Origin of the sequence: Candidatus Leptovillus gracilis (assembly GCA_016716065.1) — a bacterium.
Lineage (GTDB): Bacteria > Chloroflexota > Anaerolineae > Promineifilales > Promineifilaceae > Leptovillus > Leptovillus gracilis.
In genome coordinates, this window is record JADJXA010000026.1 from 131,174 (window position 1) to 150,057 (window position 18,884).

General features: G+C 60.3%; 17 protein-coding genes and 3 pseudogenes. 9 read left to right on the plus strand and 11 right to left on the minus strand.

Going from position 1 to position 18,884, the window contains the following annotated elements:
- Positions 1-136 precede the first annotated feature (136 nt).
- From IPM39_28320 to IPM39_28355, 8 genes are all read right to left on the minus strand, one after another.
- Complete coding sequence (locus IPM39_28320; GenBank protein ID MBK8989924.1) at positions 137-532, minus strand: cytochrome c; 396 nt, start codon at positions 530-532, stop codon at positions 137-139.
- Positions 533-570: 38 nt separating this feature from the next.
- Positions 571-1,089, minus strand: coding sequence for a nitrous oxide reductase accessory protein NosL (locus tag IPM39_28325; GenBank protein MBK8989925.1), 519 nt, complete (start codon positions 1,087-1,089; stop codon positions 571-573).
- 15 nt (positions 1,090-1,104) lie between these two features.
- Positions 1,105-1,932, minus strand: coding sequence for an ABC transporter permease subunit (locus IPM39_28330; protein MBK8989926.1), 828 nt, complete (start codon positions 1,930-1,932; stop codon positions 1,105-1,107).
- Between the two features lie 112 nt (positions 1,933-2,044).
- Complete coding sequence (gene nosD, locus IPM39_28335) at positions 2,045-4,354, minus strand: nitrous oxide reductase family maturation protein NosD (protein ID MBK8989927.1); 2,310 nt, start codon at positions 4,352-4,354, stop codon at positions 2,045-2,047.
- Positions 4,351-5,034 carry a cytochrome C gene (locus IPM39_28340; protein MBK8989928.1) on the minus strand — a complete coding sequence of 228 codons (684 nt, stop codon included), beginning with the start codon at positions 5,032-5,034 and terminating at the stop codon, positions 4,351-4,353. The genes nosD and IPM39_28340 overlap by 4 nt, the downstream gene beginning before the upstream one ends.
- A gap of 139 nt (positions 5,035-5,173) precedes the next feature.
- Complete coding sequence (gene nosZ / locus IPM39_28345) at positions 5,174-7,183, minus strand: Sec-dependent nitrous-oxide reductase (GenBank protein ID MBK8989929.1); 2,010 nt, start codon at positions 7,181-7,183, stop codon at positions 5,174-5,176.
- 143 nt (positions 7,184-7,326) lie between these two features.
- Positions 7,327-7,515 carry a DUF1858 domain-containing protein gene (locus IPM39_28350; protein MBK8989930.1) on the minus strand — a complete coding sequence of 63 codons (189 nt, stop codon included), beginning with the start codon at positions 7,513-7,515 and terminating at the stop codon, positions 7,327-7,329.
- A 243-nt stretch (positions 7,516-7,758) separates the two neighbouring features.
- Positions 7,759-8,454: a Crp/Fnr family transcriptional regulator gene (locus tag IPM39_28355; protein ID MBK8989931.1), complete on the minus strand. Its 696-nt coding sequence runs from the start codon at positions 8,452-8,454 to the stop codon at positions 7,759-7,761.
- A gap of 125 nt (positions 8,455-8,579) precedes the next feature.
- Here IPM39_28355 and IPM39_28360 point away from each other — a divergent pair, with 125 nt between their 5' ends.
- The 8 genes and pseudogenes from IPM39_28360 to IPM39_28395 all read left to right on the plus strand — a co-directional run bounded on the left by IPM39_28360 (position 8,580) and on the right by IPM39_28395 (position 14,906).
- Positions 8,580-8,810, plus strand: coding sequence for a DUF2249 domain-containing protein (locus tag IPM39_28360; protein MBK8989932.1), 231 nt, complete (start codon positions 8,580-8,582; stop codon positions 8,808-8,810).
- A gap of 10 nt (positions 8,811-8,820) precedes the next feature.
- Positions 8,821-9,921: a hypothetical protein gene (locus tag IPM39_28365; GenBank protein ID MBK8989933.1), complete on the plus strand. Its 1,101-nt coding sequence runs from the start codon at positions 8,821-8,823 to the stop codon at positions 9,919-9,921.
- An 11-nt stretch (positions 9,922-9,932) separates the two neighbouring features.
- Positions 9,933-10,364, plus strand: a complete 432-nt coding sequence (locus tag IPM39_28370; protein ID MBK8989934.1) for a hypothetical protein — start codon at positions 9,933-9,935, stop codon at positions 10,362-10,364.
- Between the two features lies 1 nt (position 10,365).
- Positions 10,366-10,776 (plus strand): hypothetical protein, encoded by a 411-nt coding sequence (locus tag IPM39_28375; protein MBK8989935.1) that lies wholly within the window; start codon positions 10,366-10,368, stop codon positions 10,774-10,776.
- A gap of 27 nt (positions 10,777-10,803) precedes the next feature.
- Positions 10,804-11,709, plus strand: a complete 906-nt coding sequence (locus IPM39_28380; protein MBK8989936.1) for a hypothetical protein — start codon at positions 10,804-10,806, stop codon at positions 11,707-11,709.
- A 233-nt stretch (positions 11,710-11,942) separates the two neighbouring features.
- Positions 11,943-13,595: pseudogene (locus IPM39_28385) on the plus strand (IS1182 family transposase).
- Between the two features lie 283 nt (positions 13,596-13,878).
- The gene (locus IPM39_28390) at positions 13,879-14,259 is read left to right on the plus strand and encodes a PH domain-containing protein (protein ID MBK8989937.1); all 381 of its coding nucleotides are present in this window, start codon (positions 13,879-13,881) and stop codon (positions 14,257-14,259) included.
- Between the two features lie 33 nt (positions 14,260-14,292).
- Positions 14,293-14,906, plus strand: a pseudogene (locus IPM39_28395) (type I restriction-modification system subunit M N-terminal domain-containing protein).
- A 180-nt stretch (positions 14,907-15,086) separates the two neighbouring features.
- Here IPM39_28395 and IPM39_28400 read toward each other — a convergent pair.
- The 3 genes and pseudogenes from IPM39_28400 to IPM39_28410 all read right to left on the minus strand — a co-directional run bounded on the left by IPM39_28400 (position 15,087) and on the right by IPM39_28410 (position 17,540).
- Complete coding sequence (locus IPM39_28400; protein MBK8989938.1) at positions 15,087-15,302, minus strand: twin-arginine translocation signal domain-containing protein; 216 nt, start codon at positions 15,300-15,302, stop codon at positions 15,087-15,089.
- A gap of 23 nt (positions 15,303-15,325) precedes the next feature.
- A complete protein-coding gene (locus IPM39_28405; protein MBK8989939.1) occupies positions 15,326-16,591 on the minus strand; it encodes a hypothetical protein in 1,266 nt (421 codons plus the stop codon).
- A 133-nt stretch (positions 16,592-16,724) separates the two neighbouring features.
- Positions 16,725-17,540 (minus strand): annotated as a pseudogene (locus IPM39_28410) (hypothetical protein).
- Positions 17,541-17,799: 259 nt separating this feature from the next.
- Here IPM39_28410 and IPM39_28415 point away from each other — a divergent pair.
- Positions 17,800-18,882 carry a hypothetical protein gene (locus tag IPM39_28415; protein ID MBK8989940.1) on the plus strand — a complete coding sequence of 361 codons (1,083 nt, stop codon included), beginning with the start codon at positions 17,800-17,802 and terminating at the stop codon, positions 18,880-18,882.
- Positions 18,883-18,884 lie beyond the last annotated feature (2 nt).

Here is an 18,884-nt window from a genome sequence, read left to right on the forward strand (position 1 = left end):
ACCCGCCAGTCACAAACGGCCGTTTTCCACCGAATGGGATGGGGGTGGGGAAGAGAACGGCCGTTTAGCCGACCACAAAGCAGAGAAACAACGATAACAAACGAGCGCGAATAAACCGTCTATCTATCTGGACTCCCTACTCCTGCACAGAATGAATAAAGGCGATGATGTCTAGCAGTTGGGCGTCTGTCAATGCCGGGTTGCCGCCCTTCGGGGGCATGTCCACGCCGGTAGTGTTCAGAGAATCGCTCGTGGGCCGGCCGGTCTTTACAAAGGCCAATAACTCCTCATCATTCAATCCCTGGATAAAGGTGCTGGTGGTCATGTCCTTGCCCAGTCCAGCCACCCCTTTCGCGTCCGGTCCATGACAGGACGCGCAGCTTTGCTGGAACAAAACCTCCCCAGCCGCCACGTTACCAGAGGGCGCGGAAGGGGCCGCTGGAGCAGAGACGGTGTTGTCACCTCCGCCGCAGGCGGCCAACAGCAACAAAGAAGCGAAAATGAATAGGGAAAGTAATTTGGTAATACGCATGGTGTCTCCTGTGGAATTGTGAATTGTGAAGTCAATCGTCAATGGCTATGACCGCTGTGGTCAGCCTTGAGCATGGCAGATTGTTCGTGCAGTTCGTTGAAGGTGAGGACACGACCGTTATGCCGCAGGGCAACGGCCGTTGCCCGCCCCTCATCCGCCAACGCCACCACGCCAAAACCCATCGGCGTGTGGATGTCCGGGGCCAGCACAAAAAACGCCTCCTCCGCCCGCAGCCACGCCTCCGTCTCATAATCGTGGACCCAGCGCGCATGGATGGCTTCCGGCTGTTCCGCCTCATAGCGCAGCATCCCACCGATGTCGTCGAAGATGCGCGGCTCCCCTTCCTCCGTCAAATAACCGGCGGCGAAGCGGGCATCTTCGATGATCATGCCGCAGCGCGTGCAAATATCCCGCCCATAGACAATCTCCGGCGGCGCGTCCATATCCACCTTCGCGCAGCCGCCCAACATCACCAACGCCAACAGCCAAACAACAATCCACCGGCCACTAGCCACCGGCCACCAGCTACTACCCACTGAAAACTGTTTACCGTTCACGCTCTTCTCTCCCTTTTACCCCTCTCCCCGCCGGTTGAAAATGGCGAAGGCGATGGTGAACGCCGTCAGCGCCCAGAGCGCCAGCAGCCCGATTAAGAGCAGCGGCAACTGCTCGCCAAAACGAAACAGGGCATACTGCCCCACCGGTCCCAGACTGTCTAGACTGGCGCGCAGGCTGAAAATCGCCCCGACTTTGAAGATTTGCAGCGGATTGATCAGCAACATGCCCACCAGCCCGGCCGGATTGGGCCGCCAGGTGAGCGCCGCGCCCAAGACGGCCAAATCGGCCAGAAAGACCAGCGCCAGCCAGAAGATGAGGGCCGCGCCGGAAGCGGCCGCCGCCTTGCGCGTCAGGCTGCTGATGATGAAGCCCAACCCCAACGCCGCCAAAGCCAGCAGCAGGGTGTAGCCGACGAGGGAGAGGTAAACGGCCGTTTCCCCCCCGCCGCTCATCCCCAAACCCAACCCGGCCAGGCCGAACCCCAACGCCAGCGCCGTCAGCACGGCCAACGCCGCGCCCAACGCCTTGCCCACAAAAATCTCCCCCCGGCTCACTGGCTGGGCCAGCAAAAAGAGCAGCGTCCCCCGCTCCCGGTCGGCGGCCAGACTGCTCGCCCCGACGCTTAGGCCAATCAACGGCACAAAGAGCAACAAGGCATTGATCAGGCTGGCGGCCGTGCGGCCAAAGCCGCCCAATCCGGCGTACCCGGCGGCACTCAGACCGGCCCGCGAGAGCGCCAGAGCCAGCCCGGCAAAACCGACAGCGAACAGCCAGAGCCACTTATTGCGCAGCGCCTCGCGCAGTTCTGCTTGAGCGATGGTCCAGATGAGTGATAGTTCCATGAAGTTGGTCCTGTAGTCATTAGTCTAGTAGGGGCAGGACGGCGCGGGTTCCTATTTGCCAGGGCAAACGGCCTCTTCTCCGCGCCGTCTTACCCTGGCGCCGTCTTGCCCTCTAAGGGGCGGCCGACTGGAAGTCGGCGCTCCGAACGAGAGGCGCGGTAGTCAAGCCCAATAGAACTCCGTGTTCTCCGCGCCTCTGTGGTGAATCCTCTCCCACACCGTCCCCGTGCCGCGTCGGGGCGATGCGGGCGCGGAGTTGGTCGGCGGGGAAGATGTCTACAAGACGGCCGTTTTCCAACAACAACGCCCGGTCCGCCAACGCCTCCACCTCTTCCAGCCGGTGGCTGGCGAAGAGGATCGTCTTGCCCTCGGCGCGCAGGTCAGAGAGCAGCGTCAGGTAATCCTGCTGCGTCGCCGTGTCCAGGCTGGCCGTTGGTTCGTCCAGCAGCAGCAGCGGCGGGTCGGAGAGCAGGGCGATGGCCAGGGCCAGCCGCTGCTTCAGGCCGCCGGAGAGGGCGGCCACCGCCTTGTGGGCGTGGGGTTCCAGCCCCAGACGGCGCAGCAAGAAGGGGATGCGCTCTGGCGACGCTTTTTTGAGGCGAGCGTAAAAGCGCATCGTCGCCAGCACGCCCCAATCGTAAAAGACCGCCTCCTGGGGCACATAGCCGATGCTGCGCCGCGCCGCTTTGCCTGCCCGCGCCACATCGTGCCCGCCGACGGCGATCTCTCCCTCAAACCGGATCAGGCCGAGGATCGCTTTGAGCAGGGTCGTCTTGCCCGCCCCGTTCGCCCCCCACAAGGCCAGGATTTCGCCGGGAACGGCCGTGAAGGAGACTTCGTGTAGGGCTTCGGTTTTGCCATACCGCTTGCTCAGATCGCTGACGGCAATGGGGGCGGGGGAACCGGGAAGATGGGGAGCAGGGGAGCGGGGGAGCAGGGGAGCGGGGGAGCCACCGTTCACTGTTAACTGTTCACTGTTCACTGTTATGTGTTCCTTCTTTCCGGCGGTCAGGTAGATTGTTCCGGCCAGGGCGAGGAGGGCAACGGCCGTTCCCAAAATCGGCCAGGAGTTGCCCATTGGTGTCTGGGCAAAGGCAGGCAGGGGGGCCGGGGCCATCAAGGGGGCCGGGTCGGTCAATTTCGGCTGTGGCTTGATGATCGGGAAGGAGCGGGCGGCGAACTCAATCGTCTCAATCGCCGGGCTGTAGGCCAGCATTTGCAGGCGCGGTTCCCGGTCGGTCAGCCCCTCGAAGAAGCGATCCGATTGGTAAGGCAGGTCGCCCCGGCCATCGCCGTCGGCGTCGAATCCGGCGTAATCACTCCAGAAGTTGCCCGCCCATTCGTTGCTGCCCGGCCGGCCGCCGCCCGCCAGGGTCATCTGGATGCTGTTTTCCCAGAAGGTGTTGTCGCTAAAAACCGCGCCGCGCACGGCCGGCTGTAGCACCAGGCCGATGTCGTTGAAAACCAGGATATTGTCGTGGAATTCAGCGGTGCCTTGCGGGCTGAACGGTGCGCCATCGAGAAAGATGCCGACCCGATTATCCACCAGCACGTTGCCCGTCACTGTCACATTGTCGGCATCTTTGAAGCCGAGGGCGTAGCCGCTGGGGCCGCGCTGCCCGCGAATCAGGTTGTTGGCCAGGGTGACGTTGTTGGTGTACATGGTGTAGATGCCCACTGAATTGTCGAGCAGCGTGTTGTCTTCAATGATTGCGCCGTCGCAGTACATGAGATGGACGCCATAGCGGTTGTCGCGCAGGGTGTTGCCACGGATGATCACCCCCTCGGAATACCAGGCCACCATGTCGCGGGTATCGTGGACGAGGTTGCCTTCGATCAGCACGTCGCGGCTGTACCAGACGCGGATGGCGTCCCCTTTGCGGCCGCTGTCATATTCTGCCTTGCCGGTCACTTCGTTGCCGCGGGCGATGCCACCATCGGCGTTGGCGAAGGAGATGCCGAACAGCACCTCTTCCAGGCGGTTGTTCTCCACCAGCACGTTTTCGGCGGCGACGTTGATCCCGGCGTGATTGCGGTCCGGTTCGTTGCCGCTACCGCGCACGACGAAGCCGCTGAACTGCGTACTGGGCGCGGCCAGGGTGACGACCATGCCTTTGCCGCCGCCATCTATCACCGGCCAATCTTGCCCGATGAGGCGGATGCTTTTGTCCACCGTCAGGTTGCCTTCATGCTGGCCGCCCCGGACGAGGATGGTGTCGCCGTCCTGGGCGGCGGCCAGCGCTTCCGGGATGGTGGCGTAAGGGCCGTCGGGCGCGACGACCAGCTCGCTTTGGGCGCGGGCCGTTGGGACGAGCAACAGGAGAAGGAGGATGAGGAGCAGGGGGGCAGGGGGGTGGGGGAGATGATGCCCGCTCCCCTGCTCCCCTGCCCCCCATCTCCCCTGCTTCTTCAGGCGGCTCATGATTCGCTCCGGGAAACGGCCGTTTTAGCGTCCGCTTTAGCGTCCAACACCGGCTTATACGCGGCGCGATGGAACCAGAGACCAAGGAGGATGACGAAAACGGCGGCGAAGGCCAGATACAGCCCAATCTCCGCGCTGGCGACGGTGCGGAACTGCCCAATCAGCCCTTCGCCAAAGAGCGGCGGCATAAACGGATCAATCGCCCCGCCCAATGGGGATTGCGGGTCTATGCTGTGGCCGTATTGGTAGAGAATGAAGGCCAGGTCGGCCAGGAAGACAAACGGGAAGAGCAGGGCGGGCAAGGCCAACACCGCCGCCCATTTGTTATGGACAAAGACCCCGGCCAACAGCAGCAGCCCCAACGCCGTGATCGCCCAGACGGAAATGGCGCGTTCCAACTGACCACCTTCGTCCAGTGGGGGCATCCCCAGGTAATGGTTCAGCGAATCAATCTCGCGCACGTCCCCCTCTAGCTGGTTGACGTAGACATCCACTTTTAGCCCTTTGGGGTATTGTGGGGCGTACATCGTCATGCTCCAGTAGGGCAGGAAGATGGAGATGATCAGCAGCAGCCCGCCCAGCATCAGCAGGAAGCTGGGGATGAGGTAGGCGGTGAGGGGGCGAGTACGGCCGTCTGGCAGCAGTACTTTCACATCGGAATCCAAAGAAAAGCGTGGCATGGTTAGCACCTTGAAGCGTGAAGCAGCCTTGTTACACGGAGTTTCACAGAGGGAGAGAGAAGGAGCAAGAAAACCACCTCCCTGCTTTTCTCTGTGAAACTCCGTGACTCCTCCGTGTGCCTCCGTGTTCCAAATAAGACTACGGTTCGACGAGCATGTAGCCGAGCATCTCCAGGTGGAGGGCGGAGCAGAACTCGGTGCAGTAGTAGGTGAATGTGCCGGAGCGGTCGGCGACAAACTCGATGGTCTGCGTCTCGCCTGGCTCCAGGCTGAGGTTGATGTTGTAGCCGGAGATGGCGAAGCCGTGGGTGGCGTCCGGCGTGCGTTCCAGGCTGGTGAGATGCCAGGTGACGTGGTCGCCTTGTTTGATTTCTACCCGTTCCGGGTAGAAGTGGGAGCGCACCACCGTCATCCAGATTTCCACGTTATTGCCGTTCCGCTCCACCCGCGCCTCGTCAGAGCTGGTGATGGCGTTGGGGTGGGGGGCCATCGTGCCGGGGTCCCAGCCCACTTCGGGGTAGACCTGCCAGGGGTCCAGCCGGTCGGCGCGAATGATTTGGGCGTAGTGGGGTTCGCCAACGCCGATGGGCATGTCGTAGAGCAGGCGCATTTGCTCGCCGGTTCCGGTGATGTCCACCAGTTGGAAGTTCTGCGGCATCAGCGGGCCGATGTTGGCGAAGCGGTCAATGCTCCATTTGCTGAGGGCTACGACGAATTCGCCGCCGGGGGAAGTGGTATCGCCTTCAACGGCCGTTATATGCCCAATGTTGTAATGCACCGGCAGCTTCTGCACCAACGTCCACGGTTCGTCCGGGTTCAGGTCGGCGTAGGGGCCGCCCAACGTCCAGCGGGCCACGGCCGAATCGAGGAAGAGCGAGGTATAGGCGTACCCCTTGTTGTCAAAGACAGTGTGCAGCGGGCCAAGCCCCAATTCCACCTGCACTTCCATCGTGGCATCCAGCGGCAGCACCGGCACGCCATAGTGGTCCGTCTCGTGGCCGCCCTGGGCGATGGCCGCCATGATCTTCTCGAAGGAGTAGATGGTGACGTGCGGGTCCAGTTTGCCGCCGACGACAATGTATTCGCCGCCGGGGGTGACGTCGGAGCCGTGCGGGCTTTTCGGCTCCGGGGTGAAGTAGAGCAGCCCTTCATCAATCGCCGTTTGCAGGCTGATGACGGCGATGCCGCCGATCATCTCATAGTTGCCTGCCTGGAAGACTTCTTCCGCTTTTTTCCAGTTGATGATGTGGAGGTAGTCGGTGTCGTTGCGGGCCGTACCGGCTTCAAACGGGGGTTCGCCCCTTTCGATGCCGCCGGTGGCCAGTTCGGTGTTGAAGGAGTTGCAGAAGACCCAGCCATCGCTCACCTTTTTGCCCGCGTCGCAAAGGTCTTGCCAGTAGGGGGGCAGCTCGATCTGGAAGGAGCGGCTCTGGTCCAGGCGACCGGCCACCCGGTCGAATTTCCAGAAGGTGATCAGGGCGCGGTATTTTTCGGCGTACTCTTCCAACGGGGCGTACTCAAAGCCAATGGGGGCGGCGTACTGCGGCCCCTCGATGACGTAGTCCGTGTTGGGGGTGACGAAGGCGCCCCCATGATCGTTGATGGCGTTGGGCGTTTTGATGATTTGCTTCGTCTCGAAGTCGCGCAGGTCTATGACGGCGACGCGGGCGTTGGCCTTGTCGTTGATGAAGGCGAACTGGCCGTCATATTCACCGTTGGTCTCGGAGATGCTGGGGTGATGGGTGTCGCCCCAGAGGATGGGCTTGCCGTCTACAAAGCCGCTGTCCAATACCTCGTCACCGTGCCCGCCGTAGCCGTAGCCCTGCCACGGTTCCGGGGTGAAGACGCCGATGGCCTTGAGCAGGCGCATGGAGGGCACGCCGATGACGTAGACCTGCCCGGACTGGCCGCCGGAGGCGATCATGATGTATGGGTCATGCTGGCCGGTGGGCATGTAGGTTTTCAGCGCGCCATAGATGTCGTCGGGGGTCAGGCCGCGTTCGGCGGCCAGGGCGGCGGCGTCGGCCGGCAGGCCGCTGCTGCCGTTGCTGGCGGCCGGCTGGTTGTTGTTGCCGCAGCCAACAAACAGGCTGAGCAGGATGGCGATCAGAAACAGGGGAATCACTTTTTGCGCTTTATGTCGGGCCATTTTCCTCTCCTTTTACCTTGCCGGTGGTGGGAAACGGCCGTTATGGGGAAACGGCCGTTTTGCCAGGATGAATCGGTTTGGTTAAAGGTTAAAGGAAAGGGGGAGGGGTGTCTTTGCAATAATGCAAATGAGGAGAGAAATCGTCAATCGTCAATTGTGGCGATAGCATCTTGGATTTCGGCCAGGAATTGCTCTGGGGGGAGGCCGTAGACCTGGGCAGCGTCCACGATGGTGTAGAAGGGGGCGACGGCGCAGCCGGGGCAGGCCATGTGGTGGTTGTGGAAGATAACGGCCGTTGCCGGCCACCGCCGCAGCAACTCCTCAATCGTCATTTCCGCCAGATTGTTTCTTTCTGTATCTGTCATGTTGATGCCTTTTGAGGTTGGTTGGTCAGGCTGGTTGGTTAGGTTGGTTGAATGGTTCCAGCCAACAAACCAACTAACAGACTCACAAACCAACAAACCAACCCCCACTTTATAATCCGAAAGCGATTCGCTCTCCTTGCAAAAATGCAACGCGCCGCAAGACCATCCGACTACAAGACTACCTGACTACCCGACTACTCGACTAAAAAACTACAAATCTTCCCCCAAGATGACCAACTCATGCGCCTTGAGGATGGTGATTTTTTGCTGGTCGCTCTGAACAACACCCTCTTTTTCCCAACGGCTGACCATGCGGCTCACCTGGTAAATGTTCGTGCCAGTCATCTCCGCCAGACTTTGACGGGAGAGCGGGATGTCAATGAGGACGCCCTGCGGCACGCGCTTGCCAAACTGCCGCACCAGCCGCAGCAAAGCCCGCGCCACCCGCTGTTCCACCCGCCGCGTCGCCAGATCGCGGAAACGCTCTTGCAACTCGGCGAAACGCGCCCCGACCATCCCCAGGCTGTTGAGCGCTAACTGCGGATAGCGACGCATCAGCCCTTGCATCTCTTCGCGTTCCCAACCGACGGACAGACAAGGCTCCATCGCCTCGGCCGACAGGGGGTAGGGCATGTGGCTTAGGGCGACCACAATACCCAGTCCGCCGCCCGGCCCCAGGTAGCCAATCACTACCTGGTTGCCCGCTTCCGTCACCTGGGCCAGCTTTACCTGCCCGGCCAGCAAAATGTAGAGCCAGTCAGACGCTTCGCCCTGGTGGAAAAAGTATTCGCCCGGCGCGACGCGCCGCTCATGGCCGGTCGCCAGGATGATTTGCCGCTCGGCCGGGGTAATCTCTTGGAGCAGGGCGCAATGTGCCAGACTCTCTTCATCAACCGCGATACGCATAGGCTTATGTTACCATATCCGCCGCTTTTCTTTGCAATAGTGCAACGACAGGCCCGGCGCACTGGCTTATAGTAGCGGGAACTGTCATCGCCCAAAGGCGATAGAACAACGACTACGGAGGTTTTATGAACGACGAGACTGTATTGGATATTCGCCCCATTCCCCCGGCGCAGCGCCATCCGCTTATTTTCGATCTGTTCGAGAAATTAGAACCAAGGCAGGGGTTTGTCCTGGTAAATGACCATAACCCGAAACCGCTCTATTACCAGTTTCAGGCGGAATTGACCGGGCAGTTTACCTGGGAGTACCTGGAAGAGGGGCCGGACGCCTGGCGCGTGCGCATTGGCCGGAGTTGAGGCTGTGCCGATGAAGCAACGATACCGCTGGCAAATTCCGCTGATGGCGCTGGCGGCGCTGGCTTTGCTGGCGGGGATGTGGGGCGGCGTGTTGCGGCTTGGTTGGCAGTTCCCACCGATCATTATCCGCCTGCCAGCGCAGCATGGCCCGCTGATGATTTCCGGCTTCCTGGGCACGCTGATCAGCCTGGAGCGGGCGGTGGCGCTGAATCAGTATGAAAACGGCCGTCGTTCGCTTTACTATCTCGGCCCGCTGCTGTCGGGCATAGGGGCGCTGCTGCTCTTCCTCAACATCCCGGCAACGGCTCCTCGCCTGTTTGCCACCCTGGGCGCGGCCGGGCTGGTCTGGCTATTTATGATTATCAACCGCCGCCAGCCAACGACCGATCATCTGGTGATGGGCCTGGGCGCGTTGCTCTGGCTGGTGGGCAATGGCCTCTGGCTGGCGGGAACGCCGATCTTCCGACTGGTTCCCTGGTGGGCAGGCTTCCTCATCCTCACCATCGCCGGGGAGCGGCTGGAATTGGGGCGCGTGCTGCTGCACCGGCGGTATGTGCGTCAGCTTTTCGTAGGCATTGTCGCCCTCTTTCTGGTCGGGCTGCTGCTCTCCCTGGTTGACTTCGACGCCGGGCTGCGCCTGGCTGGGCTGGCGCTGATCGCCCTGGGCGCCTGGCTGCTGCGCTACGACATTGCCCGGCGCACCATCCGCCAGAAGGGGCTGACGCGCTTTATCGCCGCCTGTCTGCTGCCCGGCTATGTCTGGCTGATGGTGGGTGGATTGTTCTGGCTGTGGTATGGTGGGCAATATATGGCCGGACCATATTACAGTATCATGCTGCACACTATCTTCCTCGGCTTCGTCTTTTCCATGATTTTCGGCCACGCGCCGATTATCGTCCCGGCGCTGTTGGGCGTGCAGATCCCCTATTCACCCATTTTCTACCTGCATCTCGCGCTGCTCCATCTTTCCCTGGCGCTGCGGGTGGCGAGCGATTTGCTGCTCTGGCTGCCGGGGCGGCGCTGGGGCGGCTTGCTGAATATGGTGGTGGTGCTGCTGTTTATGGGGGTAACGGCCGTTGCCGCCATACGCGGCCAACGAAAACGCACCTAAAGAGGATAGCCATGCCCACCCTCACCCGCTGGTACATCAAAACCGCCCTCGTCTACCTGGCGCTTGCCCTGCTGTTGGCCGCGCTGCTCGCCTTGCCCTACAGCGTCTCCCTGCCGACCTACGTCCGTATCATGACCCCCGCCTACTTCCACCTCTTCCTCATCGGCTGGGTGACGCAGATGATCTTCGGCGTCATCTACTGGATGTTCCCGATTGTTAGCCGCGCCGGACCGCGCGGCAACGCGGCGGTCGGCTGGGCCAGCTTCCTCTTGTTGAACGCGGGCTTATTGCTGCGCGTGATGGGCGAACCGTTGGTCAGCCTGCACCCGGAAGGGTGGTTTGGCTGGCTGCTGGCGCTCTCCGCCCTGCTGCAATGGCTGGCCGGGCTGCTCTTCGTTTTACTGACCTGGCCGCGCATCAAAGAAAAGTACCGGGGAGGCTGAGATGCCGCGCCTGAGCCGTTGGATGATCCGCGCCGCCTTTCTCTATCTGTTGCTGGGCTTCAGCTTTGGCGCATTGTTGTTAGCCCATAAGGGCATTCCTTACGCCCCCTGGTTGTGGGCCTGGCGGCCGGCCCACATCGAGTTTTTGCTCATGGGCTGGATTTTGCAGTTGACGATGGGGATGGCGTTCTGGATTTTGCCGCGCTTCTGGCAGAGGCCACGCCGCCCCAATGAAGGGTATGCAGCAGCGGCTTTTGTTTTGCTGAATGTGGGCATCTGGCTGGTGGTCGCCGGAACGACCTTCCGCGCCGGGAATGGGACACTGCTGACCGGCCGAATCGTGGAAGTGGGCGCGGCGCTTTGTTTCGCCCGGCATGCCTGGCAGCGGGTTGTTTCCAGAGAGGGAGCATAATGGAGCATGTTTTTAAATGGAGGTTTGATGATGGAAGCAACAGGGAACGGCCGTTCCTGGACACTTGCTAATTTACACCCCACGCCAGAAGAGGAGTGGGACCGGCTGCGCGACTTTTTAGGCTTGGGCCAGGCAGACAAAGAAGCGATGCTGGCGACGGTGGAGCCTCTGTTCCGCCGGGGCCACGAGTTGGTCGTGGGCAACTATAATTATTTGCTGGCGCATCATGAAACGGCCGTTATCCTCGGTTGGGAGAGTGGCGCAGATCAGGAACACCTGGCCGAACGCCGTCGCTTCTTTACCGTCTGGTTGGCCCGTACCCTCGGCCTCGATTTCAGCCACGATTTGGCCCGCTACCTCTTCCGCGCCGGGCAAATTCACGCGGCGCATGGACCGCGCCAGGTTCATGTGCCGGAACGCTACGTCACCGGAGCGATCAGCCTGGTGCAGGCGACCTTCGCCCACTTTTTAATGGAGGAGATGCCCGCCCACCCGCAGGTTCCAGCGGCGTTGGCTGGCTGGAACAAGGCGCTGACGCTGCACCTGCATATGATGCTGCAAGGCTACCAGGCTGCCCGGCAGTGGGACGACGGCGACCAAACCGTAACCATCGCCTTGTTCGGCAAGCTGCGCCCGCTGGCCGGTTGGAAAACGCGCCTGATGCAGATTGGCGGTCACGGCGACGTGGAACAGATCATGGGCAAGTTCTTCGATTATTACCCGCAGATTCGCGTCGAGGTGTTCCAGATGGAATGGCAGCAAGGGGAACGAGTAGATGAAAAGGGCAAGCCCTGGATGACGGTCGCCCCCCTGTATCGGGTGAAGCATGGCTGGCGAATTTTACGCAACGGCCGGGACATCGCTTATCTGGACGGCCTTGCAACCCCTGTGGCTGATGGGGATACCATCAGCCTATTCCCACCCGGCCGTTAAGGGACTGTTTTAGGACCGCTTTTCGGCTGCCCAGCTGCGCCTGGTGCTGTGTGTCCGGCGAGCAAATAGATTTACCCCGGCCGCGCAGGCGCTGACTCAGACGTGACACTGTATAAAAGGAAGCGTGGCTGGCACGACACCCGGCCAGATGAAAGGATACTGCTGGCGAATTGTTTGAGAGCCGTTGCGAGGCCAAAAGCATATAATAGCGGTCAAAAATCGGAGAGAGTTTCATGTCCTTAAATCCTCAGCAAACTCCTGTAGTTCCTGAAGAAACGGCGATGGTTGCCCGTGCTGCGTTCCCCAAAGGGAATACTTATATGCGGATGCGGGATGAGCTGGGTCCAGTTTTTGCTGATGAACAATTCGTTAAGTTATTTCCTGACCGGGGGCAACCGGCCGAATCCCCGGCCCGTTTAGCATTGGTAACGGTCATGCAGTTTGCGGAAGGACTATCTGATCGCCAGGCAGCAGACGCTGTCCGCGCACGAATCGATTGGAAGTACGCGCTTGGTCTAGAGATCACCGACCCTGGATTCGATGCTTCTGTTCTGAGCGAATTTCGGACACGCCTCATTGAGGGCAGCGCTGAATTGTTGTTATTTGAAACAATGTTGGCCTGTTTGCGTGACAAAGGCCTGCTCAAAGTGCGGGGACGTATGCGGACAGACTCCACCCACATTCTAGCCGCTATCCGCAGCCTGAGCCGACTGGAATGTATCGGGGAGACAATCAGACAGGCGCTGAACGTGCTGGCCACTGTCGTCCCCGATTGGTTAAGCGAGTGGGTCCCCCGCTGATTGGTACGATCGTTACAATCGTCGTTTTGAAGATTATCGATTGCCTAAAAGCAAGGAAGACCGCTATACGTTGGGCGAACAGATTGGCCGAGATGGGATGCAGCTATGGCAACGACTGGGGAACCATCCTGAATTAGCTCAATTACGTAATTTACCGGCCATGGAGACATTACGGCAAGTATGGCTTCAGCAATTTATGATTCAGGATGAGCAATTGAAGTGGCGACCGGCTAGCGACCTTCCTCCAGCCAGTTTGTTGATCAACTCCCCGTATGATGTCGAAGCTCGTTTCAGCAAGAAACGGAAGACGGAGTGGACAGGCTATAAAGTTCACCTGAGTAAAAGTTGTGATGAAGAACTCCTCATCTCATTGTCAACGTTGAAACGACAGCAGCGACCACCACTGATTATGAGATGACGCCAGAAATTCATACTATCTGGCCGAACGGGACCTGTTACCCGGTGAGCATCTACTCGACAAGGGGTATATGAGTGCTGATAATCTGGTCGATAGTCAGGAACAACGGATTGATTTAATCGGTCCCGTCGCGGAGGACCCCAGTTGGCAAGCCCAGGCGGGTGAAGGTTTCGCGAGCGCCGCATTTGTCATTGACTGGGAGAAGAAACAGGCTACCTGTCCTCAAGGTCATCCCAGCCATCAATGGTCTTTTACTGAAGCAGAAAAACACGACCGTTTATAACTTTCGGTTCCATAAGAAACATTGCGACAATTGTCTGGTGCGCGGCAAGTGTACAAAATCAGCCACCTCCACACGCAGTCTGACCATCCAACCGCAAGCCGGATATGAAGCGCTCCGGGCGGCGCGCCAACGCCAAAAAAAGGAGGCTTTTTGGCAGCAGTATGCCAAACGATCCGGTGTCGAAGGCACAATCTCCCAGGGCATTGCCATTGCTGATTTGCGCCATGCTCGCTATATCGGGCTGGCTAAAACGCACCTACAGCATATCTTGACGGCCTTGGGTATGAACATTTTACGTCTGGGTGACTGGTGGTCTGGCACGCCCCAGGCGCAAACACGCATTTCCCCTTTTGCCAGGCTCAAACCATCACTGGCGGCTGCTTGAGTTCAAGAAAAGGCATTTCGCCAGCAGTATCCTTTCATCTGGCCGGGTATCCTGGCATGATAGCCAGCCGTTATTTTTTATGTTATCTTTATTGGCGTGTGGGTTTGACCGAGAGGGATGCGGCCAGGTTGCCGGGTTAGTCGCCTAAGCACTTATTTATTTGTACAATTGAATCGTTATTAAGCCACCCGAACGGCCGTTACCGAACCCACACACTTCAGGTAACCTTTCGGGTGGCTTTTTTTATTGACCAGTAGACCAGTATTGTTAAGGAGGAGCAATCATGAACTTATTAAGCGGACTTTTGGGCAATGCATCTGAAGCAAACGCCCAGCAGATTCAGGCGAAATACAAAGATGTTTTGATACCCGAAGAACAAGTGCAAGCTGCCTTTATACTCATTCGGGATACCTTCATCTTCACCAACAAACGCCTCATTTTGGTGGATGTCCAGGGAACCTCCGGCAAGAAAGTTGAGTATTTAAGTGTGCCTTACAAATCCATCAAATACTTTTCTGTTGAGACGGCCGGGACTTTTGATCGAGACGCTGAATTGAAAATTTGGGTTTCTAACAGCCATGAACCAACTATCAGCAAAGAGATCAAGAAGGGAATTGATGTCGTCGGCTTGCAGCGCACCCTGGCATACTTTGTAATGAATTAGGCGATTGGCCGCGTCGCCTGCACGGGAACCCCAATGGCAAACACCAACACTCAGGAACCCATCGAAAAGCAACTCTGGAAAGCGGCCGACAAATTGCGCAAAAACATAGACGCCGCCGAATATAAACACGTCGTCCTCGGCCTCATCTTCCTGCGCTACATCTCCAGTGCCTTCGAGTCGCTGTATGCCAAACTCGCCACCAACCAGTGGGCCGACCCCGAAGACCGCGACGAATACCGCGCCGAAAACATCTTCTTCGTACCTCCCTCCGCCCGTTGGAGCTACCTGCAAACTCGCGCCAAAACCCCGAAATCGGCAAAGACGTAGACGCCGCGATGGACGCTATTGAGCGCGACAACCCCAGCCTGCGCGACGTGCTGCCCAAAGTGTACGCCCGTGGCAACCTCGACCCGACCAACCTGGTCCACCTGATCAACCGGCGCACGCTGGAATTTGACGATGCGGACATTGCCCGGATTGCCAACACCTACCACAACTGGCGCAACCAGAACGGCACATGGTTTCTTCCTGTCCGATGCCTGACGCAACCGGGCGTCGGGAGCAAGTTATGGGGCCGCCAGCCAATGGGCAACACTTCCCTATATAATGGGCAAAACGGCCGTTTGCTTGAAACGGCCGTTCACTAAACAAAAGGCAAGCGGTCAATGATGATGACCAGCAAACGGATGACGCTGTGGACGGGGTTGATTTGAAGCCGTGGCGGTGGTCTTTATGCCATCGTAGTGGGTCTAACTGCCCTGGCGACACGGTAAGGCGAAGCGGGTCACGTCATACAGGGCGGTCAATCATGACGGCCGTGCCCCACTTCACTTCCCCACAACCGGCAGGTAAACGGCCGTCGCACCATAAACGCCCCGCCCGTAACGGCCGCTGCCATAGCTGCGAACCGTTGATGTGGCCGCCGGCGGCGACAGACCGGCCAGCGACGCGCGCCGTGTGCCGGGCACGGCCAGGCACACAGCCGCGCCCAGCGCCAACTGAATGAACCGGCGGCGGCTTATCTTCTTGTGAACCGACATCATGGCAATCTCCGTTCTGCGCCCGGTCAGACTGTCAACGCGCCCAGGTCGGCCACGTCGGCGCCATTGGGGTTGTTGATGCGCGGCCCACTGCCGTTGAATGTGCGCACGCCAACCAATCGCACCACCGCCGACTGGCTTTCCACCAGGACAGCCTCGTGGGTATATTCATTGCATTGGCCGCCGAGCATCGCCACCCGTGCCCGCGATTGGGGGCCAATCCAGATGGAGCGTTCGTGCGGGCTGAAGAAGTTGACGTTGCTCAGACTGACCGCCGGGCTGAGATTGGGGTCGCTGATGGGCAGCGCATCCATGAACTTGATGCCCGCTCGCGCTCCGACCGGACCGGCAAAGGGGATGATACGGCCGTTGCTCAACGACAATCCCTGCCGCCCCGAAATGCCCTGGCTCGCAATGAGAATGCCTTCCATCACCGCGTCGAAGCCAAAGTTATTGATGCTGCCGTAGCTGCCCGGCAGCGCCGGGTCGCCCACGTCGCCGGTAAACCAGACGCCGCGCAGGTAGCCATAGCCGAAGAAGTTGTGGACCATGAACTCTTCGACCATGTCCATGTCCAGGCAACTGGCGTGAGTCTGCACCCAGTCCCGCAGCGAGGCGGCCAGTGACGGGAAGACGTTGGGATTAAACTGCACGTTGTTGATGCGCGGCACATCGGCGACGCGCCCCAATTTGATGCCCTTGAACAACGGGTAGCCCTGCACGCCGTCAATCAGGAAGCCATCGGCGTGGGCGTAGATGAACTGATAGGGATTGGCGCAGGCCACGTTGCGGATGGTGACGCCGTGCTGATGGGGTGGAATAGCGATGGTCCAGCCGTAGGGCACAGGTTCGCCGGCCGTCACCTGGTTGGGATAGAAGATTTCCACGCCATCGAGCAGGCTGTTGTGGCTCATGGTGATGAAGTCGCCGTCGCCGGTGGCGTAGAGGATGGAGCCACGCGGCGCTTCGTCCCACAGCTTGTGACCGCGCCGCATCCCACCGTAACCCCCTTTCAGGGCGACATGGCCGGGGATGACCAACGGCCCTTCGCAGCGGTAACAGGCGTTGGTCGGCGCGAGCCAGACCACGCCACCGCTGTCGGCCGCGGCGTCCAGCGCGGCCTGGATGGCCGGCGTGTCGTCGTGGACGCCGTCGCCGCGCGCGCCAAAGGCCAGCACGTTGAAGACGCCGGCGCGATGGGTGCCATCGGCGTGATGTTCGACAAGCAGAAACTCATTTAGCAGGTCGCCCCAGGCGTCGTCGTCGGCGCCGGGGATGGGTAATCTGGGCATTGGTTTGCCTCCTGATGGGAATAGACTAAGTGGTGGTTAACGGCCGTTCCACTGCCTGCTCGCCTCGCCACAAGGCATAAGAAATGCTCATCTGTTGGTAAACAAGGTGTGCAGCCAGGCCGATGCTTCCGGGTTAATGGTCAGTGTCCAGCACAAATTCCTGGCCGCGCCCCACTGTCTTCAGTTGTACGAAGTCGTCCACGCTCTCCCAGGAACCAGAACGGCCGTGATAACTGAGCGCCGATGGCCGATTCGCCGGGTGGAACCACGCGGGCAGTCGCTAACGGCTGTGGCGCCGGCTGTCCGGGTCGGTCAGGCGCAAGCCCTCATGGAAGCGCGGAAACACGCCGCCGCCGGGCAAATCGATGCCCGATAAGTCCAACTTCTCGCGGGCGATGTAGAGGCTGTCTGGGTTGCGCGGCTGACGGCGCTGGCAGTGGGGATGGTCGGCGGCCCAGGGCGGAATGTCGGCGGCGGCCGTCAGGGGGATGCGCCGTTCAACTTGCAGCCAGCCAAACAGGACGTGCCAGTCGGGGGCATTGGGGATGTAGCGGAAACGGCCGTCCACCACCTCTGCCTGACGGAACCAGCCGTAAAACAGGAAGATGTCGCCAGGGCCGACGCCCTGACGCTGTAAATGCGTCTCCGCCGCGCCCGACTGACCGAAGGCCGGCCGCCAGCCCGGTGGCCGCGACACACTGGCGGCGTTGAGGTCCGGGTCCAGGTGTGTGGGTGTCGTGGGGAGGATGCGTTCCCGGCTGAGGTCGGCCACCAGTTGCCCCAGGGCTACGCCGCCAGTCTGAATATCTTTGTAGAAGCGAAGAGCTTTTTGTTGTTCGGGGCGCCTGTCGGGTATGGGCAGGGAGCAAAGCTGCCCCGACGGCAGGATAGGGCTGGGGAAGCGGCCGGTGGCGGAATCGAAGCCTTTGCGACTGAGGATGAGTTTCATGGCAGGGAGTCTCCTTGGTTAAGCCGTATCTTACCCCAGGAACGGCCGTCTTGTCATCTGCCAACGACTTGCCCGCCCCCCCACCATACGGCTGACATTGGCCGTGACCGGCCACCGGACCAGCATCCTTTCTTCCACCCTCCAGACGGTAGGCGCTAAACGCGCCGGATGGGGCGAAAGCCTTATTTCGTCAGGCGAGGACACAGCCGGTGCTGGCTGTGTCCTCGCCTTTTTTGTTGTTAGAGGAGGTGTGGCGAGGGTGACTAAACCGTATGGGGGAACGGCCGTTGGCGACGACGCGCGGCGCGTGCTGGATGTGGAGCTGACCGAGTTGCAGCGGCGGGCGATGGCGCTGGCGCGGGAGTTAGGGCAGCAGTATGGCTTCGACGGCCCGGAGTGGCGCACCCACTGGTCGGACATGACCCAGACGGCGCTGCTGGCCTTCCTGGAAAACAGCGACCAGCCGTTATCTTATGCCTACGTCTGCGCCCGTACCGCCTTGAAGAACTACGGCTGGGTCCATGTGCGCGGGCTGAACGGCGGCTGGAAATCGTTGGTTGCCCGCGACTACACCCTGGTGGACACCGCCACCAGCATAGACGACGACGAGACCGGCGAGGACAACCTGGCCTGGCGGCTGCGGCAGGCGCACGACTGGGACATGGTTCCCCGCCCTGTGGAGTGGGCAGTGCTGAGCCGGGAAGAGGGACCGCCGCCGGAGGTGGCCGACCTCTTCCGCGACCTGCTCATCACCCTGGTGGGCATGAGCAGCGAACGCTGGTATCCGGAGCAGATGTACCGTGGCGCGCTCATCTTGGCCCTGCGGCTGACCGGTCATCTCTGGGAGGAGGTGTCGGCGGCCGTTGGCGACCTGGAGTGGGATTCCCTGGTCAAGATTTACCAGGAGTATCGCCACGATTTCCTGCTGCCTTTCGGGGAGATGTCCCTGATGGGGCGGGAGGTCATCCGGCTGCGGGGCGAGATGCGGGTGCAGTGGTTTGAGACGCTGAGCGAGGGCTGGTTGAAGCTGGCGCAGCGCAAGATTGTCGTCTTCCCGCACGGGATTTACACCATCACCTACCGGCAAGACCGGCGGCGGCCGGGCAAGATGGTGGCGGCGTTGCAGAAAGGGCGGCGGGTGAACGGCCACTTCGACAAGCTCAGTGCAAGCTGTATCTGCTCCCGGCAGGTCCATCTCGGCCCGGCGGGGCAGTTGACGAAGGAGAAGCTGTGGGAGCGGTCGCTGGAGTTGGAGCGCAAGCTGACCGGCTTTCTGGCCGAGGCGACGGGCAACCTGGGGCGTATCAATGAATCGCGGCAGGTGATGTTTGGCGTGATTTAGGC